This window comes from Lysinibacillus alkalisoli, from assembly GCF_014643595.1.
Classification (GTDB): Bacteria; Bacillota; Bacilli; order Bacillales_A; family Planococcaceae; genus Metalysinibacillus; species Metalysinibacillus alkalisoli.
In genome coordinates this window covers 122,643-147,643 of sequence record NZ_BMJT01000003.1, presented here as the reverse complement: position 1 = coordinate 147,643, position 25,001 = coordinate 122,643, and the positions used below count along the sequence as shown (strand labels likewise).

General features: G+C 37.0%; 28 protein-coding genes. 8 read left to right on the top strand and 20 right to left on the bottom strand.

Annotated features, from left to right (window positions below):
* Window positions 1-120: 120 nt before the first annotated feature.
* The 4 genes from IEW44_RS05170 to rpmG all read right to left on the bottom strand — a co-directional run bounded on the left by IEW44_RS05170 (window position 121) and on the right by rpmG (window position 3,317).
* Entirely contained in the window at window positions 121-2,022 is a 1,902-nt protein-coding gene (locus IEW44_RS05170; protein ID WP_188613975.1) for an LTA synthase family protein, read from the bottom strand.
* Window positions 2,023-2,322: 300 nt separating this feature from the next.
* Window positions 2,323-2,532, bottom strand: a complete 210-nt coding sequence (locus tag IEW44_RS05165) for a YqgQ family protein (RefSeq protein ID WP_188613974.1) — start codon at window positions 2,530-2,532, stop codon at window positions 2,323-2,325.
* Window positions 2,516-3,106 carry a 5-formyltetrahydrofolate cyclo-ligase gene (locus tag IEW44_RS05160; protein WP_188613973.1) on the bottom strand — a complete coding sequence of 197 codons (591 nt, stop codon included), beginning with the start codon at window positions 3,104-3,106 and terminating at the stop codon, window positions 2,516-2,518. Before IEW44_RS05160 ends, IEW44_RS05165 begins: the two co-directional genes overlap by 17 nt.
* Before the next feature lie 61 nt (window positions 3,107-3,167).
* Entirely contained in the window at window positions 3,168-3,317 is a 150-nt protein-coding gene (rpmG, locus tag IEW44_RS05155; RefSeq protein WP_188613972.1) for a 50S ribosomal protein L33, read from the bottom strand.
* 164 nt (window positions 3,318-3,481) lie between these two features.
* On the opposite strand from rpmG, the gene IEW44_RS05150 reads away from it, so the two are divergent.
* Genes IEW44_RS05150 through IEW44_RS05140 form a run of 3 tightly spaced genes read left to right on the top strand, consistent with a single transcriptional unit; the run spans window position 3,482 to window position 4,875 of the window.
* Window positions 3,482-3,865 carry a hypothetical protein gene (locus IEW44_RS05150; RefSeq protein WP_188613971.1) on the top strand — a complete coding sequence of 128 codons (384 nt, stop codon included), beginning with the start codon at window positions 3,482-3,484 and terminating at the stop codon, window positions 3,863-3,865.
* Window positions 3,866-3,867: 2 nt separating this feature from the next.
* A complete protein-coding gene (locus IEW44_RS05145; protein ID WP_188613970.1) occupies window positions 3,868-4,290 on the top strand; it encodes an MltG/YceG/YrrL family protein in 423 nt (140 codons plus the stop codon).
* Between the two features lie 51 nt (window positions 4,291-4,341).
* Window positions 4,342-4,875, top strand: a complete 534-nt coding sequence (locus tag IEW44_RS05140; protein ID WP_188613969.1) for a hypothetical protein — start codon at window positions 4,342-4,344, stop codon at window positions 4,873-4,875.
* 11 nt (window positions 4,876-4,886) lie between these two features.
* Here IEW44_RS05140 and IEW44_RS05135 read toward each other — a convergent pair whose 3' ends face one another.
* From IEW44_RS05135 to IEW44_RS05095, 9 genes are all read right to left on the bottom strand, one after another.
* On the bottom strand, window positions 4,887-5,840 hold the full coding sequence (locus IEW44_RS05135; RefSeq protein WP_188613968.1) for an HNH endonuclease: 954 nt from the start codon (window positions 5,838-5,840) through the stop codon (window positions 4,887-4,889).
* 122 nt (window positions 5,841-5,962) lie between these two features.
* Window positions 5,963-6,622: a phosphate signaling complex protein PhoU gene (phoU, locus tag IEW44_RS05130; protein ID WP_188614203.1), complete on the bottom strand. Its 660-nt coding sequence runs from the start codon at window positions 6,620-6,622 to the stop codon at window positions 5,963-5,965.
* A 14-nt stretch (window positions 6,623-6,636) separates the two neighbouring features.
* On the bottom strand, window positions 6,637-7,416 hold the full coding sequence (gene pstB, locus IEW44_RS05125) for a phosphate ABC transporter ATP-binding protein PstB (RefSeq protein ID WP_188614202.1): 780 nt from the start codon (window positions 7,414-7,416) through the stop codon (window positions 6,637-6,639).
* Window positions 7,417-7,487: 71 nt separating this feature from the next.
* Window positions 7,488-8,366 (bottom strand): phosphate ABC transporter permease PstA, encoded by an 879-nt coding sequence (gene pstA, locus IEW44_RS05120; RefSeq protein WP_188613967.1) that lies wholly within the window; start codon window positions 8,364-8,366, stop codon window positions 7,488-7,490.
* A complete protein-coding gene (gene pstC / locus IEW44_RS05115; RefSeq protein WP_188613966.1) occupies window positions 8,366-9,310 on the bottom strand; it encodes a phosphate ABC transporter permease subunit PstC in 945 nt (314 codons plus the stop codon). The genes pstA and pstC overlap by 1 nt, the downstream gene beginning before the upstream one ends.
* A gap of 62 nt (window positions 9,311-9,372) precedes the next feature.
* Entirely contained in the window at window positions 9,373-10,350 is a 978-nt protein-coding gene (locus tag IEW44_RS05110) for a PstS family phosphate ABC transporter substrate-binding protein (RefSeq protein WP_188613965.1), read from the bottom strand.
* Window positions 10,351-10,574: 224 nt separating this feature from the next.
* Window positions 10,575-12,779: a peptidoglycan D,D-transpeptidase FtsI family protein gene (locus IEW44_RS05105; RefSeq protein ID WP_188613964.1), complete on the bottom strand. Its 2,205-nt coding sequence runs from the start codon at window positions 12,777-12,779 to the stop codon at window positions 10,575-10,577.
* Between the two features lie 210 nt (window positions 12,780-12,989).
* On the bottom strand, window positions 12,990-13,595 hold the full coding sequence (locus IEW44_RS05100; protein WP_188613963.1) for a superoxide dismutase: 606 nt from the start codon (window positions 13,593-13,595) through the stop codon (window positions 12,990-12,992).
* Window positions 13,596-13,712: 117 nt separating this feature from the next.
* Window positions 13,713-14,192, bottom strand: a complete 480-nt coding sequence (locus IEW44_RS05095; protein WP_188613962.1) for a DUF456 domain-containing protein — start codon at window positions 14,190-14,192, stop codon at window positions 13,713-13,715.
* A 101-nt stretch (window positions 14,193-14,293) separates the two neighbouring features.
* Between IEW44_RS05095 and IEW44_RS05090 the strand changes: the two genes are divergently transcribed.
* The 3 genes from IEW44_RS05090 (at window position 14,294) to IEW44_RS05080 (ending at window position 16,589) form a co-directional block, all read left to right on the top strand.
* On the top strand, window positions 14,294-14,806 hold the full coding sequence (locus IEW44_RS05090; protein ID WP_188613961.1) for a DUF1189 family protein: 513 nt from the start codon (window positions 14,294-14,296) through the stop codon (window positions 14,804-14,806).
* A gap of 111 nt (window positions 14,807-14,917) precedes the next feature.
* Window positions 14,918-16,024 (top strand): flavodoxin-dependent (E)-4-hydroxy-3-methylbut-2-enyl-diphosphate synthase, encoded by a 1,107-nt coding sequence (gene ispG / locus IEW44_RS05085; RefSeq protein ID WP_188613960.1) that lies wholly within the window; start codon window positions 14,918-14,920, stop codon window positions 16,022-16,024.
* Entirely contained in the window at window positions 16,017-16,589 is a 573-nt protein-coding gene (locus IEW44_RS05080; RefSeq protein WP_188613959.1) for a hypothetical protein, read from the top strand. The genes ispG and IEW44_RS05080 overlap by 8 nt, the downstream gene beginning before the upstream one ends.
* Window positions 16,590-16,670: 81 nt before the next feature.
* Here IEW44_RS05080 and IEW44_RS05075 read toward each other — a convergent pair whose 3' ends face one another.
* The gene (locus tag IEW44_RS05075) at window positions 16,671-17,765 is read right to left on the bottom strand and encodes an aminotransferase class I/II-fold pyridoxal phosphate-dependent enzyme (protein WP_188613958.1); all 1,095 of its coding nucleotides are present in this window, start codon (window positions 17,763-17,765) and stop codon (window positions 16,671-16,673) included.
* 280 nt (window positions 17,766-18,045) lie between these two features.
* On the opposite strand from IEW44_RS05075, the gene IEW44_RS05070 reads away from it, so the two are divergent.
* The gene (locus IEW44_RS05070; RefSeq protein ID WP_188613957.1) at window positions 18,046-19,230 is read left to right on the top strand and encodes a YbfB/YjiJ family MFS transporter; all 1,185 of its coding nucleotides are present in this window, start codon (window positions 18,046-18,048) and stop codon (window positions 19,228-19,230) included.
* Window positions 19,231-19,318: 88 nt separating this feature from the next.
* Window positions 19,319-19,549 (top strand): CsbD family protein, encoded by a 231-nt coding sequence (locus IEW44_RS05065; protein WP_188613956.1) that lies wholly within the window; start codon window positions 19,319-19,321, stop codon window positions 19,547-19,549.
* Between the two features lie 86 nt (window positions 19,550-19,635).
* Here IEW44_RS05065 and cyoE read toward each other — a convergent pair whose 3' ends face one another.
* From cyoE to IEW44_RS05035, 6 genes are all read right to left on the bottom strand, one after another.
* Window positions 19,636-20,589 carry a heme o synthase gene (gene cyoE, locus IEW44_RS05060; RefSeq protein ID WP_188613955.1) on the bottom strand — a complete coding sequence of 318 codons (954 nt, stop codon included), beginning with the start codon at window positions 20,587-20,589 and terminating at the stop codon, window positions 19,636-19,638.
* A gap of 237 nt (window positions 20,590-20,826) precedes the next feature.
* Window positions 20,827-21,462 carry an alpha/beta hydrolase gene (locus tag IEW44_RS05055; RefSeq protein ID WP_188613954.1) on the bottom strand — a complete coding sequence of 212 codons (636 nt, stop codon included), beginning with the start codon at window positions 21,460-21,462 and terminating at the stop codon, window positions 20,827-20,829.
* Window positions 21,463-21,548: 86 nt separating this feature from the next.
* On the bottom strand, window positions 21,549-22,106 hold the full coding sequence (locus IEW44_RS05050) for a hypothetical protein (protein WP_188613953.1): 558 nt from the start codon (window positions 22,104-22,106) through the stop codon (window positions 21,549-21,551).
* A gap of 56 nt (window positions 22,107-22,162) precedes the next feature.
* Window positions 22,163-23,359, bottom strand: coding sequence for an NAD(P)-dependent malic enzyme (locus IEW44_RS05045; RefSeq protein ID WP_188613952.1), 1,197 nt, complete (start codon window positions 23,357-23,359; stop codon window positions 22,163-22,165).
* Window positions 23,360-23,565: 206 nt separating this feature from the next.
* Window positions 23,566-24,285: a tetratricopeptide repeat protein gene (locus IEW44_RS05040; RefSeq protein ID WP_188613951.1), complete on the bottom strand. Its 720-nt coding sequence runs from the start codon at window positions 24,283-24,285 to the stop codon at window positions 23,566-23,568.
* A 195-nt stretch (window positions 24,286-24,480) separates the two neighbouring features.
* Entirely contained in the window at window positions 24,481-24,957 is a 477-nt protein-coding gene (locus IEW44_RS05035) for a thioredoxin family protein (RefSeq protein ID WP_188613950.1), read from the bottom strand.
* Window positions 24,958-25,001: the final 44 nt, after the last annotated feature.

Genomic DNA, 25,001 nt, shown 5'->3' with positions numbered 1-25,001 from the left:
CTATAAAAATGCTATCCTTATTAGACAAGGTAGCATTTTTATTTTGACTTTTCTTGCTATGACTGCTCAAAAAAGCCGCAAACTGATAAATATCAGTTTACGGCTTTTTATAATAACAGTTTATTTAACAGCGGATTGTTTTAAATTACCTGTTTTTTCATCATAGAAGCGCATTAAGTCACCATTAATGATAGTATCTGAGTTTTTCAACTCTAATGAAGCACGGTCAATATAAGGCTGACATGGCTCTATACTATCTAGCGGCTCTCCAGATTCGCGGTCATAACATACTTCGCCAGCATACACATACTTATCTGTTACAAAGCGACCATCACGGAAAATAACAAAATCTTCATGTTCTGGTGAGAATAAATCGGCACCTAGTTGCAAATCTTTAGATGTTTCAATACCTAATAAATGTAAAATTGTAGGACGTAAATCAATTTGTCCTGCTACTTCATCCATTACTTGACCCTCGCCTGAGCCTGGGATATGAATGAATAACGGTACTTGTTGTAATAATGCACTATCATATGGTGTAATTTCTTCTTTGTCCAAATACATGGCCATTGCTTTATTATGGTTTTCAGAAATCCCGTAGTGGTCACCATACATAACAATAATAGAATTATCATATAAACCATCTGCTTTTAGTTGATCAAAGAACTTCTTCACAGCTTCATCCATATAACGTACCGTTTGGAAATAACGATTTAACGTACCTGAATTAGAGTTATACTCTTCAATCATTTTATCTTCTTCATCTAAACGGAAGGGATGGTGATTGGTTAACGTAATTAAACGCGAGTAAAATGGCTGTGGCATATCTTTCATTAAGTCTGCGGATTGTTCCATAAATGGGATATCTTTCATTCCCCAGTTAACCGCTTCACCCTCACCAATTTCATATGAGTTCACATCATAAAATTTATCAATGTTGAGTGATTTATACATCATATCACGGTTCCAAAACGACTTATTGTTAGCATGCATGACATTTGTAAAGTAACCATTGTTACTTAAGCTATTTGCCATAGAGTTATATTTGTTACCACCATGTGTGAAGAACACAGCACCTCGACCTAAACCAAACAATGAGTTTTCAACGATAAACTCAGAGTCAGATGTTTTACCTAAGCCTGTTTGATGGTAGAAATTGTTAAAGTAATACGTATCTTTATCTTGTGTTAGTTCGTTTAAAAATGGGGTAATAACTTCACCATTCATTTCATTGTTAATTACAAAGTTTTGTAGTGACTCTAAAGAGACAGCAATTACGTTGCGACCTTTGTATTTACCAAACATCTCTGCATTAACAGTTGCTTGATTTGAACGGATATAGTTGTTTACTTCAACCAACTCACTGCCATCAGCTAACGCACGTTGTGCAGATGATTTGGATTGAATATAAATATCATATAAGTGATAGTTATACGTACCAATATTTTTTACAAGTAGCTCTCGGTCAAAACTACGTGTTAATAATTGTGGGCGTTCTGTTTCAGCTAAACCTAAATTAAGGAATAACATAGCCACTGCTAGTACAAAATAAGCACGGCGGAACTCTACATTAATTGCAGTTACTTTTTCTTTCACTTTAGGTGCTAATTTTAAAGCAATAATAAGTAAAATAACATCACTAAAGAATAAAAGGTCTGTAAAATAAATCATTTCTAACGCGGAGTTACCTAAATCTCCAAAGTTATTCGTTTGGAATAATACAGGTAGTGTGACAAAGTCATTAAAGAAACGATAGAAAACCGCATTACCATATAAAATTAATGACAATATTGTCATTGTAATGACAAGGTAACGGTTTCTCCCCTTACTTGTTTTAAAGAATAACGAAATCCCATAAATAAATAGTAAAAAGCTCAATGGATTAATAATTAAAATGACGTGTTGCATAACGTTTTCAATTTTTATATCAAAGCTTGTGTAATATACAACAACTGTCTTAATCCACGTTGCTAGTATGGCAAGAATTAGAAGCGTGTGCTTCGGCCATTTTTTTGACTCCATTCTCGACATCCTTTCTCTTTTTGTTTCGAGCGCAATCATGTGTTTAACATTTTTCATCTTCAGTAACGAATATAAAAGCATTAACAACTTTATACGGCTTTACGATTTTTAGCAAACCTTACATACTAGCTTAACAAATTTAGCTTAAATGTAAACTAATATACAGTACCTTAATATAATACGTTGTCTCACTATAAAGGTTTCGATTTTTTGCAGATTCAAGTTTTTTTTGTCGTAAATAAAGAAAAAACCACCTCATAATAGAGTTGGTTTAATCTATTACATAAATTGCGACATCAATTAACGATTTTGCTCTTTTATACGCTCTTTTGTTTCTTGTTGACGAATTAACAATAAAGCCATCTGATAATCTTTAATATCTAGTACTTGAGCTTGGTATAATTGTCTAATTTCGTCTTCCATTAGCACTAAGTCGCCAATAGGGTCACGCGTATAAATAAATGTGCCATACTCTTTTAATAAGTCATAAATATCAATCATTGATTTCATTGTACTCGCGCTCCTCTTTACACTGTATCACTCGTTGTGCCATTACAATTTGGTCTACAGGAATATCATAACTGGCATGTGGTATATGGTCTTTTATTTGTGCTTCAAATGCTAAAGCTATTGTTGGCTTATGATGTGTTGCTAAATAGCGATCATAATAACCACCACCAAAACCAATACGATAACCTTCCTTATTAAAGCCTACACCTGGTACGACGATTATATCAATCGCTGCATCGTCAATGACAGTCGTCTCACTTGGTTTAGGTTCTAATAAACCCGCATACTTTGTTTCAAGTTCTGTGAATTGCGTCAAATGATAAAATGTCATTTGTCTTGTTTTAGGTGTACATTTAGGTACTACGACCTTTTTCCCTTGAGCCCATAAAGCTTCAATAAAAGGCCATGTATTCACTTCAGGGCGGCGTGATACTGTAACTGCAACACATAGCGCTTGTTGAATCATAGGTTGTTGCAATGCATTTGTTACAATAACTTGAGACTGCGCTAAATAAACATCTTCAGATTGCTGTTGCAGCGTATGTAAAATTTGTTGACGAATTTGTGCTTTCACTATTCATTCACTCCTTTATATAAAAAAGCCAAAACCACATGGGCTTTGGCTAATAGAGCGATTACTTTGTTTCACGGTGAAGAGTGTATTTCTTCTCGCGAGAGCAATATTTGTTAAGTTCAAGACGCTCTGGATTGTTACGCTTGTTTTTCTTTGAAATATAGTTACGTTCGCCGCAGTCTGTGCAAGCTAAAGTAATGTTTACGCGCATTATTAACCCTCCCACTCTATATGTTAAATTTTTAATTTTAATGAGCATGTTTCATACGACTTTTCAATTATAACATAAAACGAAAAAAAATCTAGTATGATTTCATATTAACTTTGGGTATGCTAAAATAGCTGTATGACTACTACTAACGCGAGGTGACACTCATGTCATTACCCATTATTTTAATGGTTGCAGGTTGTATTTTAATGGCGGTTTCTTTCTTCTTTTCTACTGGAAACAAAAAACTTTCAAAAGAGATGGAAGATTTATCAATTACGGTTTTCCAAGAAACAAATGCCCTAAAAAAACGCTTGCGCATTGTTGAAGAAGAATTATTATTAGAACCGCAATTTCAAGTGAAAAAACCGCAACAAAAAAGTTCATCATTTGCTATGCCTACGACTTATACAGAAAAACCAATACATGACATTTTAAAAAGTCAAGTAATGGCTTTGCAAAAACAAGGGCTCTCTATTCACGAGATTAGTGTACGCAGCACATTAACGGAAGAACAAGTGAAATCTGTTATTGCAAATGGAGGGCGTTAATTTTGAGACAACTACTCTTTGGACTTGGTGCAGGATTATTTCTAGCAGGTGTTTTCAGCTTTTTTTACATAGAAAACATGACGTCTCCACCTAAAGAAACGCCTGTTAAAGAAAATGTTAATAAAGAAAAACCCGCTAACACCCAAGAGCAAGAACCTGTAAAAAAGAAAGCGTCACCGCAAGTTTCTGAACAAAAAGAACAACCAAAGTCGACAGAAACCATCTACCAATTAAAGATTTATAGTGGTGCAACACCATCTTCTATTGCCTCTGATTTACAAGCAGCTGGCATTGTTGACAATAAAGAAGACATCGAAATCTTTTTAAACTCCGAGCCTTATGCGACAAGCATTCAAGTAGGGGTATTTAACATCACTGCTAATATGACCATTGAGGACATCGCAGAGCTAATTACGAAACAATAGTGAAACGCAATCTGATTATCTCCCGTATTACTAATAAAGGAGTTGATTGGATTGCGTTTTTCATTACAAAACCCGCTGTTCCCTACTAGCAAAGCATTACTATTGCGTGACGAGCATGAACACATCACTGGCTATGTTTCTTTTAAAAAGGACAAAGATTATGAAGATCAACGTCTATTTTGTTTTCAAGACAATAATAATAACACCACATTAGGGATCAACAAGACTGGGCTCATGCGTCTCGTACGCACCTCCTACACGCTAACGCATAATGATACTTGTTATACACTACAAGAAAAACTTGGCCCTAACCTCATCTATTTTTGTGTGACAGGAACGATTCATTCACACACTATTATAATAGAAGAAAACTGGGACAAGGATGTGGAGATTAAAGTGGATGGTGTGAAGCTAGGCGTAATGCATGGCACAAAAAAAGATGCTTTTATTGTGTATCACTTAGAAGACGCTTTACTCACTAACCAAGCATTATTTGGCTTGGCTATCTTAAGTTATTTTATATACCAAGTATTTTTAAAAGATGCTGATTTCATAATGCAGTTATTATGGGAAGATGAGATATGATGGATCGCGTATCATAACCAAACTTTACAACCATTGCTTATCGCAAACTGATAAAGTTCTTCTAACTTTTCAGGCTGATAAGCGTAAAAATAATCCATACGTACTTGTTGTTGGACTTGTTGATTTTGTAACAACAATGCCTTTACGTAATGTTGGCTTGGTACACGTTTATTTTTACGGGTATTACAACTCGCACACGCTAAGACAAAATTCCATAGTTTATCATTTTGCACATAAAACCAAGGGATAAAATGATCAACGTGTAGCGTCTTCTTGGAAGTTTTTCCACAATAAAAACAAGTTGCGCCACAAGCTGTTTGCAATAGTTCTCTAAATTCTTTTAAGTTCTCTCTTTGTGATACTTGTTCTACACGGATTAACATTTGTGTAAAATCAGGGTTATATTTTTCTAAAAATTTAGCGAGCTGATAATTTGTTAAATTTGTAATCAAACGTTGATACTTTTTTAAAAATTGCAAAACAGGTGGATTCATTTGTAAACTCTCATCTTTTAAATGAAAACGGTAAAACAAGCCATCCACGTCGCCGTAAAAGGCGCCAATAACATATTGCTTACCTGCTTTTTTAATATTTTGGACAATTTCTTGTTGTAAAGATACTGGCAATTGGTCAAAACGCCAATTTTTCGGAATGGTATGTTCTATTTGTACATCTTCTAAAATACGCTGGATGCTGGAATATTGACTTTTGGCATTGGACTGCCATAGTTGATGGTGCACAACTAAATTCCAATAAATTTTAGTAAAGTCATAAAACAAATAATCATAGTGTAAATTTCTTTCTTCATCCATAACATATAAATTTTCTAATAATGCTTTAAAAAAGCCATATTTATACGACGTCGTTGTTTTAGCGTCAAAAAAGAAATAATTTAACCGTTGCCAAATCATATCCTCTGTCACATAACTTTCTTTTAGTTCGCCTACTTTTAAATCCCACGCCATTACGATTCACCTCGGTGCTTATCTAGTCGCTATTTCATCACTTATGTGAATAAATGCACTGTATGCCATCATAACAAAAACAGCCTCACTAGCACAATGAGGCTGTTTGACATGTTCATTATTTACGCATTCAGCTCATAATGGCGGCCTTTTACTAAATAGAAGAGGTGCTCTGCAATATTTGTTGCATGGTCTGCGGAACGCTCTAAATAGCGACAAATGAAGCTTAAATGCGTGATTTGTTTAATTGCTTCAGGGTTTTCGCCTGCTTTACGGATTAATAATTCTACAGTTGCTCCGTACAGATCATCTACGTAATCATCAAGGTCTGCAATTTCTTTAGCTTTTGTTGTATCTTCATGCACAAATGCTTCTACAATACCTTCTAACATTTGAATTGCCTTTTGACACATCGACTCAAAATTAGTCATAGGGAAGATGAGTGGCTCTTTGCCAATGCGTATCGTTTCTTTTGCAATATTTACAGCATAATCCCCAACACGCTCCATATCTGAAGCTGCCTTCGTAATAACCATTAAGCGTCTTAAATCTGTAGCGACTGGTTGTTGCTTAGCAATAAGTAAGATAACTTTATCATTAATTTCTTCTTCTATATGATTAAGTTCGCTATCATCTTCAATAATTTCGAGCGCTAAATCAAGGTCTTGTTCCATCAATGCTTGATATGAGCGTTGCAAAGCACTAATACTCATATTACATAGTTCTAGCATCTGATTTTGCACGGCTTGAATATCTAAATCAAAACGTTCTCTCACTGACATCATTATTCGTCTCCTTAACCGAAACGTCCAGAAATATAATCTTCTGTACGTTGGTCTGTTGGATTTTGGAAAATATTATCGGTTTCATCGTATTCTACTACTTCACCACTTAGGAAAAAGGCTGTGCGGTTTGAAATACGTGCTGCTTGCTGCATATTATGTGTCACAATAACGATGGAATATTGTTCTTTTAACTCCTGTACAAGCTCCTCCACCTTTAATGTTGAAATAGGGTCAAGCGCTGAAGTTGGCTCATCCATTAAAATAACGTCTGGCTCAATAGCTAAACAACGTGCGATACAAATACGCTGTTGTTGACCACCTGATAAACCATAAGCGTTTTGATTAAGACGATCTTTAACCTCATCCCAAATGGCTGCACCACGCAATGACTTCTCTACAATTTCGTCTAATACTTTCTTATTGCGAATGCCATGAATACGTGGGCCATAAGCAATATTATCGTAAATTGATTTCGGGAAAGGATTTGGCTTTTGGAATACCATCCCTACATGCGTACGCAACTCTTCCACAGGATACTCTTTGGATAAAATATTGCGCTCACGGTACATAATTTGCCCTGATGTACGCACAGATGGCACTAACTCAACCATGCGATTTAATGTTTTTAAATACGTTGATTTCCCGCAGCCTGAAGGTCCAATAATAGCTGTCACTTCATTCTCGTAAATTTCTAAATTTACGTCTTTTAAACCGTGATGCTCACCATACCATAAGTCTAAATTTCTTGTATCATAAACAATTTTTTTAGTGGCATTTTCTGTTACAATCATTGGTTTAACGGTTGGATTTGTAGCGGTTGTTTTTTGTGCATCTTGTAAAACTACCATTTATATACACCTCATTAATAACGTTTTTGGAATTTATTACGGATAAACACAGCAATAGAGTTCATAATAATTAACACAGTCATCAATACGATAATTCCTGCTGCTGCAACATATTGGAATTCTTCTTGTGGACGTTTTGCCCAGTCATAAATTTGCATTGGTAATGCTGTAAATTCACTAAATACACTTGTTGGTAAAAATTGTAGAATTACAGGGATACCAATAACAACTAGTGGTGCTGTCTCGCCTATAGCACGTGAAAGAGCTAAAATACTTCCTGTTAAAATACCAGGAATGGCAGCCGGTAACACGACTCGAATAATTGTTTGCCATTTGGTTGCGCCCATACCATATGAGGCTTCACGCTGATCATTTGGTACAGCACGAATCGCCTCTTGTGCTGCTACAATAATAACAGGTAAAATTAATAAACTCATTGTTAGCCCTGCTGCTAAAATACTTTTGCCAAAACCAAATGTACGAACAAAAATGGTTAATCCTAATAACCCAAATACAATGGAAGGAACGCCTGCTAAGTTAGAGATATTCATACGAATAAAATCATTGATTTTATTTTTCTTGGCATATTCCTCTAAATAAATCGCTGTACCTACCCCAAGTATAATGGATACGGGTGCTACTACTGCCATCAACCATAACGAGCCTATTAAAGCGGCTTTAATACCTGCTTTTGCTGGAAAACGAGATGCAAAGTTCGTTAAGAACTCCCAGTTTAAATAGCCTGCTCCTTGTGTAACAACACGATACAATAAAATGGCTAATGTAATTAAAGCAAATGATGTCGCAATAAAGAAAATGGTGCGCCATAGTTTATTATAAGCTAGTCTTTTTGACATGCGCTTGGTGACAAGCGCTTCATCCATATATCGCATTAATATTCCTCCCTAAAGCGCTTAGAAATATAATGAGCAAGTAAATTCATCACTAATGTGAAGATAAATAATGTGAAACCAACAGCATAGATTGAATAATAAATAGTTGTACCATAACCAGCATCACCTGTTGCTACTTGTACAATATAAGCTGTCATCGTTTGTATCGAATCATTAACTGCCCAGTCCCACTTAGGTGTAGACCCTGCTGCAAGTGATACGATCATTGTTTCGCCAATCGCACGTGAAACAGCTAGCACAACAGAAGCTATAATGCCTGAAAGCGCAGCTGGTAGCACTACTTTTATTGCCACTTCAAGTTTAGTAGAGCCTAGCCCTAATGCACCTTCACGAATTGAGTTAGGCACACTTGACATAGCATCTTCTGATAATGACGTAATCATAGGTAAAATCATAATACCCACTACAATCCCAGGACTCAAGGCGTTGAATACTTTCAGCGATGGTATCAATTCTTGTAGTAATGGTGTCACAAAAGTTAAAGCAAAGAAACCATAAACAATAGTAGGTACGCCTGCTAATACCTCCAAAATAGGTTTAACGATGCGACGTATGCGGTCGCTAGCATATTCACTCAAGTAAACAGCAGAAGCTATCCCTAATGGTACAGCTACTACAATGGCAATTAACGTTACCTTTAACGTCCCTGCAATTAAAGGTAAAATACCGAACATTGGCTCTTTACTTGAGAAGGGTAGCCATTCTGTCCCAAATAAGAAGTCGGTAATTGATACTCTCTGAAAAAATTCAAATGTTTCAAAGATTAATGTGAATACAATAGCTATAGTCGTTAATACTGACAACGTTGCTGCGATAAATAATAAAATCGGCATCAATTTTTCAGTAAACTTCTTTCCTTTTTTACCTTGCGATTGCGCAATCATATCTTGTACAGATGTTGCGCCATCCTTTGGAGCAGCCATGATTTAATCCTCCCTTAATACACAAGTAGGGGCGTGAAATCACACCCCCTTTTTTTCTTTAATTATTTTAATGCTTCTAACTTAGCTAACTCTTCTTTATACTGTTCTTCTGGTAAACTTACATAACCAACAGCGCCAGCCATATCGCCTGCATTCTCAAGCAAGTAGTGCATGAAGTCATAAGCTGCTTCGTTTTCTTTCATTGCATCGTTTTTCACATATGTGAATAATGGACGTGAAAGTGGTGTATATTCTTGGCTCTCAATTGTGTCAGCATTTGGCTCTACGCCATCTACTTTCACAATGCCTAATTTATCTTTATTTTCTAAGTAGTACGCATAACCGAAGAAACCAATGGCATTTTTATCGCCTGCTACACCTTGAACTAACATGTTGTCGTCCTCTGATAATGTAGCTGATTTCACTAAGTCTTCACCGTCTAAAATGACTTCATCAAAGTAATCATACGTACCTGAGTCTGTACCTGGTGAGTAGAATACCACTTTCTCATCTGGCCATGATGGGTCAATGTCTGACCATTTCTTCTCTGTGCCATCTTCAATCCATAATTTTTTTAATTGGTCTACTGTTAAATCCGTTGCCCAATCGTTATCAGGATGGATGACAACTGATAAGCCATCATAAGCGATTTGAAGCTCTGTATATTCAACGCCTGCTTCTTCTAATTTTTGTTTTTCTTCATCTTTAATGTTACGAGATGCATTTGAAAAATCAGTTTCCCCTGCGATGAACTTCTCAAAGCCGCCACCAGTACCAGAAACACCAACAGATACTTTAACATCTGGTTGTGCACCTGCGTATTCTTCTACAACAGCTTCAACGATAGGTGCTACTGTTGATGAACCATCGCCTGCTACAGAACCTTGAAGCTTATCTTCGTTTTCTGTTTGCTCTGTTTTGTTACCGCCTGTGTTGCTTGAACCATTATTATCTTTTGTTTCGTTACCGCCACCACATGCGCCAAGCGCTAATGCTGAGCCTAGTACAGCTGTCATCGTTAAGTACTTCCACTTTTTCATTTTTACATTGCCTCCATGACATTTAATTAATTACCTTACAAATTTCACTATACCCATGAATTATTGATGCGATATAAACGAACTGTTAAGAGAATGTAAATGAATGTTTTGGTTTGTAAATACCATACGAAGTTTAAGATGACTTTTATCTAATATAATTAACAAAAAAAGCACTTGTAGTGGTGTTTTCACTACAAGTGCTTTACTTTATTATTAATTTTATATTACTCTTCGTCTTCTCGAATGACTTCTTCTGACCAAGCTGGTTTGATTTTTTCTGTTGTGCCTGGTGTGTAGTCGCCTTCTTTATTTTGTTTAGCACTTACTTCAAAGTAAGCATCTACTGCACGTTTAGCAATTACACTAGCCGTTTGATCGTAACCAGACATTAATGTCGTCATCCATGGGATGACAACAGCATAAGCTACCTCAGGATTATCATATGGCGCATAACCGACATGTGTTAATGTTAGTGTTCTTGTACCATAGTAGTCCTTACGAGCACCGTAATACCCTGCCTCTGCTGTACCTGTTTTACCAGCTGCTGTATATTTCGCATCACCAAAGAATTGTCTTGCTGTACCACCAGCGCCTACATAAACTTGGCGTAAGCCTGCTTGTACTTGTTTAATCTCAGCATCGCTATTATTAATACGGTTTAACACTTCAGGTGATTGTTGTTTCAATAATTCACCCATTGTTTCCCCATCAATCGATGGCTCTCTTACTTCTTTTAAAATGTGAGGTTTCACACGATAACCGTTGTTTGCAATCGTTGAAATGTATTGCGCTAATTGCATAGGTGTGTACGTATCATACTGACCGATAGCAAAGTCTAACGCTTTACCTTTTTCAAGTAAATTGTCACTACCTTTTACCCCAACTTGTTCGTTTGGCAAGTCAATGCCTGTCTTTACACCAAGCCCAAATTGATGGAAACCTTTACGCATTTTCTCAAAGACATCATCATTTAATCCTAACATCATTTTTGGATAATAGCTTGGTAAACCACCAATACGCATGGCAACATAGAACATATAGACGTTGGATGAGCGCTCTAATGCACTTACATCTGTCATCCAGCGATTATTATACCCATTTTGGTTGGCTAAGGAAGCTTTTTTATTTGTGCCACGGAAGTATAACGGTTGGTCAAGAATACCTTCGCCAACTTGGAAGGCATTGTATTGGTAACCTGTTAAAACCGTAGCCCCTTTAATTGTAGAACCTGCCTCATAAGCTGTCGTAAATGCACCATAAGAATAATCAATCAACTCAATTTTTTTTGTATCAGGATTCTCTTCGTATTTACGCCCAATGATTGACAGTAATTCGCCTGTTTGTGGATTCATCATCACTAAAAATGCACGGTCTAATAAGTAAGAACCATATTTTGATTTTTGCTTACTTAACTCTTCTTCTACAATCTTGCCTAACTTATCCTCTAACTCACTATCAATCGTTAGCTTTAATTCCTTACCAGGTTCACCTTCATACGTTGTTACAGTATCAACAACTTGTCCTTGCTTGTTCGTAATATTTTTCACTACCGCTTTTTGACCTTGTAGTAAAGATTCATACTGTGCTTCTACATAACTTTCACCGACACGGTCATTACGTGAATAATCTCTTGCTAAGAAATAATTTAATTTTTCATTCGGAATCCCGCGTAACGGCGTAGTTGTACGACCTAAAATGGCAAGTGGGGATAATTTCACACGTTTCCAATCTGTCGTTGTATTCACACCAGGTAATTCTGCTAACCGCTCTGATACACGAGCAAACTCTTCATCACTCACGTTTTCACCTTTAATAATTTGTGGGGATAAATTGTAACCTGCTTGCATCTCGCGATAAATTGCTAAAATCTCCATTTCTTTACCTTCAAGCGTAGCTAAATCTTCTTCTGTAATGCGCTCACGCGTTAAATCATCTACCGCCATGGTAAACTCTTTATCGCCATCTTCACCAAATTGTGCCTGCATTTTATCACGTTCTTTTTGTGGCACTTTTTCCTGTGCTTTTTCTGGATTACGCAATATCCAAAAGTCTTGCTTGTCACGCAATGTCACTTTGTCATCAGGTTGTTCAATCAACTCTGCTAATTGCTCTGCGATTTCTAGCATTTCATCTTGTTTAGTTGTTTGCATTTTAGTATACGTAATCGCATTTTCAGGCTCGTTGTCTACAAGTAATCGCCCGTTGCGGTCATAAATCCTGCCACGTGGCACACTTGTATTGACAGGTACTTCCTCTGTGCTCTCTAACATTCGCACATACTCATCGCCTTCAACAATTTGTAAATACCCTAAGCGAAAAATTAAAACGGAGAACACGAGAAAAATGACAAAGAATAGAATATTCATCCGAAACGTTGTATTCATTTGTTCACTCTCTGCATTATTACGTTTTGTTTTATCTCTACGCATGCAACGCCCCCCTTTTCATCAGATTCACATAAAGATGATTATACCATTAGTTAACCGCTTTAGAAAAGGTTACATTAAGTGCTTTTCGTTATTGTATAACGACAATAATTGAAAAAAGTTGCTCTTTTACTTTTAATAAAAAGAAAAGCCTCTCACCTTTCACACGGAAAAGTAAGAGACCTTAAATTATTGTTTTACGTATACAAGTACTTACTTAGCTGCAGCAAATTTTTCTGCTACAACATCCCAGTTTACAATGTTCCAGAATGCTGCAATGTAATCTGGACGACGGTTTTGATAGTTTAGGTAGTAAGCATGCTCCCAAACGTCTAAACCTAGGATAGGTGTTTTACCTTCCATATGTGGTGAGTCTTGGTTTGGTGTTGAAATCACATCAACCTCACCGTTATTTGCTACTAACCAAGCCCAGCCTGAGCCAAAGCGAGTTGTAGCTGCTTTTGCGAATTCTTCTTTGAATGCGTCAAAGCTACCGAATTTTTTGTCGATTGCTGCTGCTAAATCACCTGTTGGCGCGTTAGCACCACCTGGAGCAATCACTTCCCAGAATAATGTATGGTTAGCATGGCCGCCACCGTTATTGCGTACTGCAGTTTGTTTATCTGCAGGAAGTGCATCGATATTAGAGATTAGTTCGATTAATTCTTTACCTTCAAACTCTGTACCTGCAATCGCTGCGTTTAAGTTTGTTACATACGTATTGTGGTGTTTTGTATGGTGAATCTCCATAGTTTTTGCATCGATATGTGGTTCTAGTGCGTCATACGCATAAGTTAATTTTGGTAGTTCATGTGCCATAATCAAAGTTCCTCCTTGGAATTAAATATTGCTTGTTACATGTTTACGATAGCAAAAATACTATGTTCCTTCAACGAAAAAGCACTAATCTGTCACAATTCAGCCTTTTGACTGAATTCAAATCCATACAAAAAAGAGGATAATCATAATAATTTGAATGATGCCTTTCGTTACGATAGACGTTAAAAAACCAATAACGGAACCAATCCCACTCTTACAAGCATGTTTAAATGCTTTAGGAGCTATAATAAGTTCTCCAATTACCGCACCTATAAAGGGTCCCACTATTACACCAAACATAGGAATGACAAATGGGCCAATAATCAAACCAATTGTACTACCCCATAAACCAGCCTTTGTTCCGCCGAATTTTTTAACACCTATGATAGTAGAAAGTGTGTCTGCGCCAAATAATAAAATGACAAACAATATCTCAACGAGCCAAATCCACCACGGGACATCTTGGAAACTAAAAAACAAGCCATACGCGATAAAGCCTGCGAAAATAAAGAATACAGAAGGGATGATTGGATAAATTAAACCTAAAAAAGCAATGACAAATAATATACTAATGACAATCCATGCTACGACTTCCATGGTATACCCCCTACTGTTTTTTAGTATTTACGATGGAAACAGACAAAAGGTTTCAAAGAAGCATTAAAAACATGTTAGAATGGCTGTTGGAGGAGAGAACTATGACACATACACAACTCTTTATCATGAGTTTATTTAGCCCTAAAAAACTTGGTGCTGTGAGGTTTATGCCTATTGGTAAAGTGATACAATACGCGTTTTTACTCATTACTATGATTACGGTATTTTCTTTTGCTCAATTTACTGTTGATGCGCGTAATGCTCCTATGGATATGGAGGGCTTACTACAGTATTTAAAAGATATCGGCTTTCTTTTATACCCAGTAGCCTTTATTTTATTATTTGTCATGATTACCCTATTATTTTTCATTTTTGTTGCTACATTTGCTTTTGTTGGCACATTGATTATGCACAATATGAAACGAAGAGGCGAGTACCGCAATGTGTTCCGCACAGCTACCTTTGCTATTACTTGGGCTACGATTTTAACGATGTTTTTCGAATTATCCCCTGTAATTCCCCCTATTATTACCACATCGATTAGTATTTTTATCACGATGTTATATATCATCATCGGTTTAACGAAATATCCGAAACTACCTCCACAAGCTTAATTGGCGGTAGTTTTTTTGTTTTAGCGTTTCTTCCTTGTCCTAAATTTGTGATACTGATAAAATGGTTTCAGTGATGACCTATATAAGCTTGGTCAAAAAGGAGAGAAACAAATGAGTGAAATCGTTCACCGTTCTAAAACCCGTCCCGTACGTGTTGGTAACTTAACAATCGGTGGTAGTAATGAGTTATTTATTCAAAGTATGACAACAACAAAAACGCATGATGTCGAAGCAACAGTAGCTGAGATTGAACGCTTAGCTGAAGCAGGCTGTCAAATTGTACGCGTAGCTGTGCCTGATGAGCGTGCAGCTGATGCATTAGCTGAGATTAAATCTCGCATTTCGATTCCATTAGTAGCAGATATTCACTTTGATTATAAACTGGCATTAAAAGCAATTGAGGCCGGTGTTGATAAAGTACGTATTAATCCTGGTAATATTGGGCGTCGCGAAAAAGTAGAAGCAGTAGTAAATGCAGCTAAAGCAAAAGGCGTGCCTATTCGTATTGGTGTTAATGCTGGTTCTCTAGAGCGCCACATTTTAGAGAAATACGGCTATCCAACGGCTGATGGTATGGTAGAGTCTGCACTGCATCATATTAAAATTTTAGAGGACCTTGATTTCCATGACATTATTGTGTCAATGAAGGCCTCCGATGTTAACTTAGCAATTGAAGCTTATGAAAAAGCTTCAAAAGCATTTGATTACCCACTTCACTTAGGGATTACAGAGTCTGGTACGTTATTTGCAGGTACAATAAAATCGGCTGCTGGTCTTGGCGCTATTTTATCAAAAGGGATTGGTAACACATTACGTATCTCACTTTCGGCTGACCCTGTGGAAGAAATTAAAGTAGCTAGAGAATTATTAAAGTCTTTCGGTCTTGCTTCTAATATGGCCACGCTAATTTCTTGCCCTACTTGCGGACGTATTGAAATTGACTTAATCTCAATTGCTAACGAAGTGGAAGAGTATATCTCTACATTAAAAGTACCTTTAAAAGTAGCTGTTTTAGGTTGTGCGGTAAATGGGCCTGGTGAGGCACGTGAAGCGGATATCGGAATCGCTGGTGCACGTGGTGAAGGGCTGTTATTTATGAAGGGGAAAACGGTACGTAAAGTCCCTGAAGAAACGATGGTTGAAGAGCTGAAAAAAGAAATTGATAAGTTAGCAGCTGAAATGGAAGAAAAAATAGCGGCTGAGCAAGCTAATGTCTAAGCTACGCTTTGGGATTGATATTGATGGTACAGTAACAACACCAGATACTTTGCTACCTCATATCAATCAGGCTTATCAAGTTAATCTTACACTTGATGATGTCAAAGAGTATGATTTTTTATCCGCTTTTCCTTATGATGTAGACCGCCATGCTTTTGCCCAATGGTTTAAAGCTAACGAACGTTACATGTATGAGGTATCTGAGATTTATCCAGATGCTCAAAAAATTTTAAGTCATTGGCATCAACGTTATGACCTTTTTTACATTTCTGCTCGGCATAATGATTTACTTGATACTACTGTGCACTGGTTTGAACAACAACAAGTGCCATTTGATCGTATTGAGCTTGTTGGTAGTCATGATAAAATCGAAACAGCTAAACGCTTAGACGTTCATGCCTTTTTTGAAGATAAGCATGATAATGCGGTCATGTTAGCCGAGACATTACAAATTCCTGTATTATTATTTGATACACCTTATAACCGAGAAGCAACCCCTGACAATGTCATTCGTGTCTCTTCTTGGCAACAAGCCGATGAGACAATTCGTCGCTTGTTTACATAAGGTAAAATAGTACAGCCGTATATGATAACTTGTCATACGTATTTTTTAAAGTGGTGAAGGGGCACGCCCCTCCCACTTTTTTTACTTACAGTTCGCGAAAGCTTGATCCAAGTCTTGAATTAAATCATCTACAGCTTCAATGCCAACCGAAAAACGAAGTAAACAATTGCAAATGCCCGTTGCTACACGTACATCATAAGGTACATCGGCATGTGTTTGTGTTGCAGGATACGTAATAAAGCTTTCTACACCACCCAAACTCTCCGCATAGGCAATTAATGATAACGCTTGTAAAAACGGCGCCACCCATGCCTCTTTTGCCAAACGAAAAGATAGCATACCTCCTTTAGCTGTATGAAGAACTTCGGTCACTTTAGGCTGTTGTTGTAAGTACTGAATGAGCTCACGTGCATTCGCATCATGTTGACGCATGCGTAAATGTAGCGTTTTCATACCTCTCATCAATAACCAACTATCCATAGGCGACAAAACCATACCACTCGTATTATGCAAATAAGCTAAGCGCTCACAAATTTCCCCTTTAGCTACAAGTAAACCAGCTAATACATCATTGTGCCCACTCAAATATTTGGTTGCACTATGTACAACAATATGAGCACCCTCTGTCAGAGGCTGTTGAAAATAAGGGGTGGCAAACGTATTATCCACCACAAATAGCGCGTCTTTTAGCTTGGCAAAGTACGCAATATCACTAATATTATGAGTTTGCATTAAAGGGTTAGTCGGTGTCTCTACAAAAATCATTGCTACTTTTTCTGGTGTATCTTGTGCTAATGTGTGTAAGTCAATAAAATCATGATAAATTACATTAAATTGGTATTGTTGCGACATCACTTGTAACAAACGATATGTGCCGCCATATAAATCCGTAGGTGCAATAATCGTATCGCCTGCTTTACATAATTGTAAAACTAATTGAATCGCCGCCATACCTGAACTACAGGCGTAGCCAACATCTCCCTTCTCTAACTGAGCGATACCTTGCTCTAGAATGGTACGTGTTGGATTTTTTGTGCGACTATAATCGTAACCTGTTGACGCGCCCAAACCTACATGCTCATATGCTGTTGACATATAAATGGGTGCACTTATTGCACCTGTTGATGCATCACTGCGGTTACCTAATTGTACTAATGCCGTATCTATTTTCACCATATTTTCATCCTCCTCTACTGTGTCGTTAAAATTAACAGAGAATATAGCGAATTACAATCGCCCTAACAAATCTTTCATTGATTTTTCATATATTTATGTTGCCACTGCTATTTTTGTCTAATTTGTGAATGAATTTGCACAATATTATTCATTTATAAAGTAATGGTACAATATTGCTCGCTTATGTTAATTATTTCGCTACAAGTTATTGAATTTTCCGAATATTACCTCTATGATTAAGAAATAAAATATTTTTTAACAATAACAAAGGGGTAAAAATATGAAAAAAGATCATGTGGGTATTATTTTTGGTGGGGTACTGCTACTTGTAGTAGCGATGGGCATTAGTCGCTTCGCCTTTACACCAATACTCCCTTTTATGCGCCATGACGTGGGCTTCTCTGTTGAAGTAGCTAGTTATTTAGCGTCAAGTAATTATATTGGGTATTTTGTTGGTGCATTGTGGGCAGGCTTTATTATACAAAAGCGAAAAGGCTGGCTATTAATAGCAGCCTTCATCAATGTAGGGTCTGTCGTTTGGATGGGTATAACAGATAGTTATTCGTTGTGGTTGATACTACGCTTTGTGGCAGGGGTGACAGGAGGCTTAGTATTTGTTTTAACATCAAGTATTGTCATGGACTATCTAGCAAGACATGCCTTATCTAGCTGGTCTGGTTATTTATTTAGCGGCATCGGACTTGGCATTGCTATTTCAGGTCTTTTAGTGCCCTATTTAGAGGCTGCTTATACGTGGAAAGGTACGTGGCTTGGGCTTGGGGCCTTATCTTTATTCTTTATTTTGGTTACAGGGTTTTTATGGCGAAAACTACATGTAACAGACTTAACTAAATCACCTAAGAAACAAGACGCTCATACACCAAAGCTGACGAAAGGTTTTATGCCTTGGTTTATTGCAGCTTACGGATTAGAAGGATTAGGTTATATTATTACAGGGACTTTTTTAGTTGATATCATTCACAATATCCCTGCTTTACAAGCTTACTCATCACTGAGTTGGGTGATAGCTGGTATTGCAGCTGTTCCGTCAGCACCGATTTGGAGTATGCTCATTACAAAATACTCGCCTATTAAAGTGCTATCTATCGCTTACATATTACAAGTGTTCGGGATATTATTACCTGTATTCTCACAATCTATAGGGAGTGTACTGCTATCTGCCTTTTTATTTGGTATGACTTTTGTTGGGATCGTGACGATGTCAACCGCATATGCTCGTCAATTATTTCCTACTAGAAGCGGGCCCGTTGTATCAATCCTAACGACCTTCTATGCATTTGGCCAAATTATAGGACCACTTGGCGCGAGTAAATTTGCCTCACATTATAATAGCTACAATGCAGCGTTATGGTTTGCAGGTATTATGGTATTTGTAGGTGTGTGTATTATGTGGATTGGTGCCTTGGTAAATCGCCCATCTCGTAAAACACAAACTATCGTTTAAAAATAAAAAATGCTACGTCTGATGTTTATTTTTGTTTCACCTTGGGAATAAAAGTACTAAGCTTAAATTACAAAGGAGGTTGTTCTGTATGTCAAACAAATTTACAGATAACTTAAAAGCTAAAGGTAACGAAGTAAAAGGCGAAGCGAAAGAACAGTACGGCAAAGCTACTGGTGATGTGGAAACACAAGCAAGCGGTACTTTTGATAAATTAAAAGGTGCTGCACAAGAAAAGATGGCTGAAGCGAAAGAAGTCATCTCTGAAAAAATGGATGATCTTAGCCAAAAATTTGAAGACAAGAAAAAAGAAGATAAATAATAATGAACGTGGCAAACTTATACTTGCCACGTTTTTTGATGCAAAAAAGCCACTGGATGCTATTCCTCCAGTGGCTTTACGACATATTAATATAATTTAAAAACGACACCTACTACACAATAAATGATAATTGTCGAAAAGAGAATCGTCATGTGCATGAGTGAAAAGACAAACATTTTAGTCGCCCACTTAACTTGATCCTGACTCTTATGGTAGCCATAAATACTCATAACGAGCCACGCAATACTTAAAATAAGCGCCACTAACATAATACCTACGCTTAATGAGCCAAATAGGAAACTTAATAAAATTAAAATAATTAAATAAAAGTTTGTTTGGTAATAGGTGCGTTTTAAACCTTTTGCTACAGGTAACATAGGAATACGTGCGGCTTCATAGTCCGCATGTTTACGAATAGCGATGGCATAAAAGTGTGGCATTTGCCAAATCACCATTACACCAAATAAACCTAAAATGGCTGGGTGTGTTAAATCTGATGATACGACTGCCCAACCGATCAGTGGCGGTACAGCACCTGATAAACTCCCAATCTCTGTATTGTAAATAGTATAACGCTTTGACCACATTGTATAAGGGAACACATATAAAAACACACCTAATGCGCCTAATAAAGCCGCTAATGGTGATGCGAAAAAGAGGGCAACTAACCCTATAATTAATAATATAATACCTAAAGCCATTGTGTTTTTAACAGTCATTTTCCCTGTAACTGTTGGTCTTTCTTTTGTTCTTGGCATAATCGCATCAATATCACGATCATACACATTATTGAAAGCACCTGCTGCACCAATCACACATGCAGAGCCTAATGTTGCTAATAATATAGCCCATGCATAGTCCAGTAAGCCAGATTGCGTTTTGTACAGAGCTAACGCCAAACCTGCCCACATTGGGATAAGATTTGATTTTATGATGCCAGTTTTTACTGTTTGAGCAAGCACTTGAGACAGTGACGGCTGTAATGTTGTTTCGATCGACACATTACTCGCATCATTTGCGATTTTCTCATTATGCTTCATATCTAGTTCCTTCTCCATATGTTTTCATCAATCCAACCTTCCAAAGCAGTAAACTGCCCCCTCTATTCTACTCTTTTCGGCATTCCATAAAAAAATAACAAGCAAAAATCTGCTATTTTATATGTGTATTGGATTAGAAAAGCGTACGCCTATAATGATAACATTGCACAGTAATAAAATGAATACTTTACCGTAATACATGTGAAAACGATGTGTGCAATTTGTGAATTTTCGTACTTACACCAATACCTCTTGAATAAACTGTTGTAAATCTTGGCGATTCTCGGCAGTTACCCCATGCCCATCTGCATATGACTTGAATACAACACTAGCCTCATATGCTTCAAATAAATTAGCGCTTTGTTGCCCCAAAGCATAAGGATAAATGTAATCATATTGCCCGTGTGAAATAAAGCCTTTAATGTGCGATACATCCTTTTTTACATATTCTTCTTTAACAAAGCGTGGTAAAAATCCACTTAGCGCTGCAAATCCTGCAATCTTATCACCTACTGTTAAAGCTGCGGTTTGTGCTATCACTGCGCCTTGATTAAAGCCTACTAGTAAAATGCGCGATGGGTCCACATTGTAATGTTTAACAATTTCTTCTATAAACTGTTGTAATGCGACAATTACTTTATCAAAAGTTTGTCGTACGGGTTGTTCTTCTTCACCAATTTGGAAGAAAGCATAACCTGGTGGGTGTGAAATGGGACCTCTAATAGCAAATACATGTGCAGGTAATGATAACCCTTGTAATAGCTGTTGTAAATCTTGTTCATTGCTACCCATACCATGTAATAACACAATGGCAGGCATAGGTTGCGCTGTAGCCTGGATGGTAGTGTGTGTAAATGTAAATGGTGTATTCATTAAAAATCTCCTTTTATGATTATAAGTAAATCTATTGTAGCATAGAGCAAAAAAGAAGGAAGCGTCTTTTGCCTCCTTCTTTCGTCTTACACTAGTGTTAATTGACGTGCGATTTGATCTGCATGATAATTCACATAACCATCTATAATGCGCAAAGTTTCTTCTGCATTTACTGTAGTTAATAGTTCTTTTTGTGGGTGCTTCGTTGCCATTGTTAAAAAATCGATCCGCAGTCCATGAGCAATCATAGCGTAGGCATAATCATACAAGATGATATTTTCTGTAAGATTTTGTGTAGTATAAGCCTCTGTAAATAATTGCAATAAGGCGGCACGCTGTTCTGTCATTTGTTGACGAATTTGCATTTGTGCCATCAATAATTCCGCTTCCATAAAATCCGTCGTAAACGGTACTTGATTGGCTAACATTTGTTCAAATAGAGCATACCACTGTGCGTTATTTTGCTCATAATACGTTAAATTCATCATGACATCATCCAAGTAATTGGAGGTTGTAGATTGCGCCCTTTTCATGTGGATGGCTTGTTGAATATGTTGTTCAAAGTGCGCAATGTCAATACCATTCACCATTTGATAAAAGGTTTGTTCAATCCATTTGTTTACTTTCTGCTTCGTTTGTTCCATCATGCCACTTCCTTATCCTTCATGTAAACTTATCATAGCATGATTATTCATTAAAATTACAGTGAAATTGGTTGAGCAAACAGCTTAGAAACACCTGTTTCAATCGCAGCACTCCCTACTGCTTTTGCTACTTCTTCAGCCACACGCATATCAAATGATTTTGGAATGACATACTCCTCACATAACTCATCCTCTGGCACTAAACTAGCAATTGCTTCTACAGCAGCGAGCTTCATTGCTTCGTTAATATCTGTAGCACGTACATCTAATGCCCCTCTAAAAATACCAGGGAAAGCCAGCATATTATTCACTTGGTTAGGATAATCGGAACGCCCTGTACCAATAATACGCACACCCCATTCCTTAGCATTTTCATAAGTGATTTCTGGATTGGGATTTGCCATGGCGAAAACAATTGGGTTTTCTTTCATGGATGCAATATGCTCTTTTGTTAATAAATTAGCAACAGAAACACCAATAAACACATCACTATCACGAATGGCATCACTTAAATCGCCAACAAGACGCTTAGGATTAGAAATTTTAGCAATCGTTTCTTTAATGGGATTCATGCCTTCTACACGACCTTCATAAATAATCCCCTTTGTATCACACATAATAATATTCTCGTACCCCATTTGCACTAATATACGTAAAATAGCAATGCCTGCTGCACCTGCACCATTAATTACTACCTTCATGCTTGCTACATCTTTTTTGACAATTTTATTAGCATTAATTAAGCCCGCACCTACTACAATAGCTGTGCCATGTTGATCATCATGAAAGACAGGAATCCCACACTCTTGACGCAATCGGTCTTCAATCTCAAAGCAGCGTGGCGCTGAAATATCTTCTAAGTTAATACCACCAAATGTTGGGGCAATACGTTTTACTGTCTCTACAATTTCATCGACATCTTTTGTATCTAAACAAATCGGAAAAGCATCTACATCGGCAAAATGTTTTAATAAAATAGCCTTTCCTTCCATAACAGGTAGCGCAGCCTCTGGCCCAATATCGCCTAAACCTAATACAGCTGTACCATCTGTAACAATGCCCACCATATTCCCTTTCATGGTGTAGTCATATACTTTTGAACGGTTTTGTTCTATCTCAATACATGGCTGTGCCACTCCTGGCGAGTATGCCAAGCTTAAATCGTACGCATCACGCATTGGCACTTTTGAATGGATTGCCACCTTTCCTTGGTACTCCTTATGCATTTGAACTGCTTTCTCCATTACACTCATCTCATCATTCCCCTAACTCTACTAATTATTTGCTCTAAGATGCCTTTATATTCTGAAAATTATAGAACTTCATCTAAGTGAAGTCAATCTTGTGATTTTTTCACATATTTTGTTAGCGCTTTCAACATAGTTCTCGTTCACAACTTAGACACAAATAACAATAAAAGCTATTTTCCGCATGAAAATCATACGAAAAATAGCTTTTTTCAAGAAAATATATAATTGTCCATTTCATCATACGTCGATTGAATTGCTTGTTGTAAAGAGGCTTGATGAGATGCACATTGCATAATGGCATCCTCTAATAGTAAAGAAGCATTCGCTAAAAATGCTGGTTCTTGCAAATCTTTAGCTAGCTGTAATAAGACGAGTGCTTGGTTCCATTGCCATCTTGCATTCGTCGGATTTAATAACACCGCTTGTTCTAAGTAGCTAAGCGCATCAAATGGCGTCCAACCAAAGCGGTGCATCGTTTGACCTGCCAACCCCCAATATAAATCATGATTTGGGTTAGCTTTAATGGCTTCTTTAAAGCAATGTACGGCTTCGTTATAATGGTGTGCTAATAAGAATAATTGTGCCTGTACCATCAAGCTCTGTGCACGAGTCGCAGCGTTACTTGTTGTAGCCTGTGCTTCTAATTGTTGAATACGTTGCTGAAATGCATCTTCATCTTTAATAGCACGAATCGTTTTTACTTCGTCTAGTTCTTCATATGTTTCATCCGCTCTTTCAATACTTGGTGCCACTAATGGTGGTGTAAGTGTAGGGTATTGTGATAATTGATAGGGTGTTAACAATTTACAATACTTTTTTGCGCGTTCAAGTTCATCTGTAGTAACATCTTTTTTAACAAGTATTTTCTCGGCTGTAAGTAACGTAGCTTTTATTTTCCCTTCAAAAAATAAATGATCCATTTCAAACATAAACATCTCTCCCTTATTATCTTTATAGTATAGCGACTCTCGATTATCGCTTCAACGTGAATCGCATAATCAAGAAAAGTTATGGATGAATAAACCTATCACACAAACATAGATAAGCACCAACACGACAAAAAAATAACGATAAAAAAAGTAAAGGGAAAATTGACACTCCCTTTACTATCTCATCTGTATCACTTATTTAGCATATGGTTTTAAAAACGCTTTTAAATCTTCTTCAGGTAAATTCCCTTCAAAGCGTTCAACCTCTGCTCCGCCTTCAAAATGAATAAATGTTGGCGTTGCTGTAATATTGTATTGATCCCACTCATCGTATTCAAGTAAATTAATTTGAGCCACTTCAATACCCATATCATCTAAAATGGGCATTAATTTTGGTGTTAATGCACGACAATGCGAACATGTTGGGCTAAAGAAATAAGCATTAACGGCATCGCCACTCTTAATTTTCTCTTCTAAATCTTTAGGTAACATTACTTTTTGATAATTTTCATCTGTTAATAAATCAATTGTAGGTTGTTGTAATTCTTCTACTTTTTTATCCGTATAAGGATTGTAATTACTTACTTTATCGTTATTTGCCATTTTAGTTAGTGCAATGATGGCAATGAATAAAACGACGATAACGCCGCCAACGATGGCTAATTTTTTCACTGGTAAATGCCTCCCTTTATTACAGTACAAATTCGATTATAGTA

Excerpts from the sequence above, each read along its gene's own strand:
- IEW44_RS05170 (WP_188613975.1), bottom strand. The coding sequence starts at position 2,022 with ATGGAGTCAAAAAAATGGCCGAAGCACACGCTTCTAATTCTTGCCATA.
- IEW44_RS05165 (WP_188613974.1), bottom strand. The coding sequence starts at position 2,532 with ATGAAATCAATGATTGATATTTATGACTTATTAAAAGAGTATGGCACA.
- rpmG (WP_188613972.1), bottom strand. The coding sequence starts at position 3,317 with ATGCGCGTAAACATTACTTTAGCTTGCACAGACTGCGGCGAACGTAAC.
- IEW44_RS05150 (WP_188613971.1), top strand. The coding sequence starts at position 3,482 with ATGTCATTACCCATTATTTTAATGGTTGCAGGTTGTATTTTAATGGCG.
- IEW44_RS05135 (WP_188613968.1), bottom strand. The coding sequence starts at position 5,840 with ATGGCGTGGGATTTAAAAGTAGGCGAACTAAAAGAAAGTTATGTGACA.
- phoU (WP_188614203.1), bottom strand. The coding sequence starts at position 6,622 with ATGTCAGTGAGAGAACGTTTTGATTTAGATATTCAAGCCGTGCAAAAT.
- pstB (WP_188614202.1), bottom strand. The coding sequence starts at position 7,416 with ATGATTGTAACAGAAAATGCCACTAAAAAAATTGTTTATGATACAAGA.
- pstA (WP_188613967.1), bottom strand. The coding sequence starts at position 8,366 with ATGCGATATATGGATGAAGCGCTTGTCACCAAGCGCATGTCAAAAAGA.
- pstC (WP_188613966.1), bottom strand. The coding sequence starts at position 9,310 with ATGGCTGCTCCAAAGGATGGCGCAACATCTGTACAAGATATGATTGCG.
- IEW44_RS05110 (WP_188613965.1), bottom strand. The coding sequence starts at position 10,350 with ATGAAAAAGTGGAAGTACTTAACGATGACAGCTGTACTAGGCTCAGCA.
- IEW44_RS05105 (WP_188613964.1), bottom strand. The coding sequence starts at position 12,779 with ATGCGTAGAGATAAAACAAAACGTAATAATGCAGAGAGTGAACAAATG.
- IEW44_RS05100 (WP_188613963.1), bottom strand. The coding sequence starts at position 13,595 with ATGGCACATGAACTACCAAAATTAACTTATGCGTATGACGCACTAGAA.
- IEW44_RS05095 (WP_188613962.1), bottom strand. The coding sequence starts at position 14,192 with ATGGAAGTCGTAGCATGGATTGTCATTAGTATATTATTTGTCATTGCT.
- IEW44_RS05090 (WP_188613961.1), top strand. The coding sequence starts at position 14,294 with ATGACACATACACAACTCTTTATCATGAGTTTATTTAGCCCTAAAAAA.
- ispG (WP_188613960.1), top strand. The coding sequence starts at position 14,918 with ATGAGTGAAATCGTTCACCGTTCTAAAACCCGTCCCGTACGTGTTGGT.
- IEW44_RS05080 (WP_188613959.1), top strand. The coding sequence starts at position 16,017 with ATGTCTAAGCTACGCTTTGGGATTGATATTGATGGTACAGTAACAACA.
- IEW44_RS05075 (WP_188613958.1), bottom strand. The coding sequence starts at position 17,765 with ATGGTGAAAATAGATACGGCATTAGTACAATTAGGTAACCGCAGTGAT.
- IEW44_RS05070 (WP_188613957.1), top strand. The coding sequence starts at position 18,046 with ATGAAAAAAGATCATGTGGGTATTATTTTTGGTGGGGTACTGCTACTT.
- IEW44_RS05065 (WP_188613956.1), top strand. The coding sequence starts at position 19,319 with ATGTCAAACAAATTTACAGATAACTTAAAAGCTAAAGGTAACGAAGTA.
- cyoE (WP_188613955.1), bottom strand. The coding sequence starts at position 20,589 with ATGAAGCATAATGAGAAAATCGCAAATGATGCGAGTAATGTGTCGATC.
- IEW44_RS05055 (WP_188613954.1), bottom strand. The coding sequence starts at position 21,462 with ATGAATACACCATTTACATTTACACACACTACCATCCAGGCTACAGCG.
- IEW44_RS05050 (WP_188613953.1), bottom strand. The coding sequence starts at position 22,106 with ATGGAACAAACGAAGCAGAAAGTAAACAAATGGATTGAACAAACCTTT.
- IEW44_RS05045 (WP_188613952.1), bottom strand. The coding sequence starts at position 23,359 with ATGAGTGTAATGGAGAAAGCAGTTCAAATGCATAAGGAGTACCAAGGA.
- IEW44_RS05040 (WP_188613951.1), bottom strand. The coding sequence starts at position 24,285 with ATGTTTGAAATGGATCATTTATTTTTTGAAGGGAAAATAAAAGCTACG.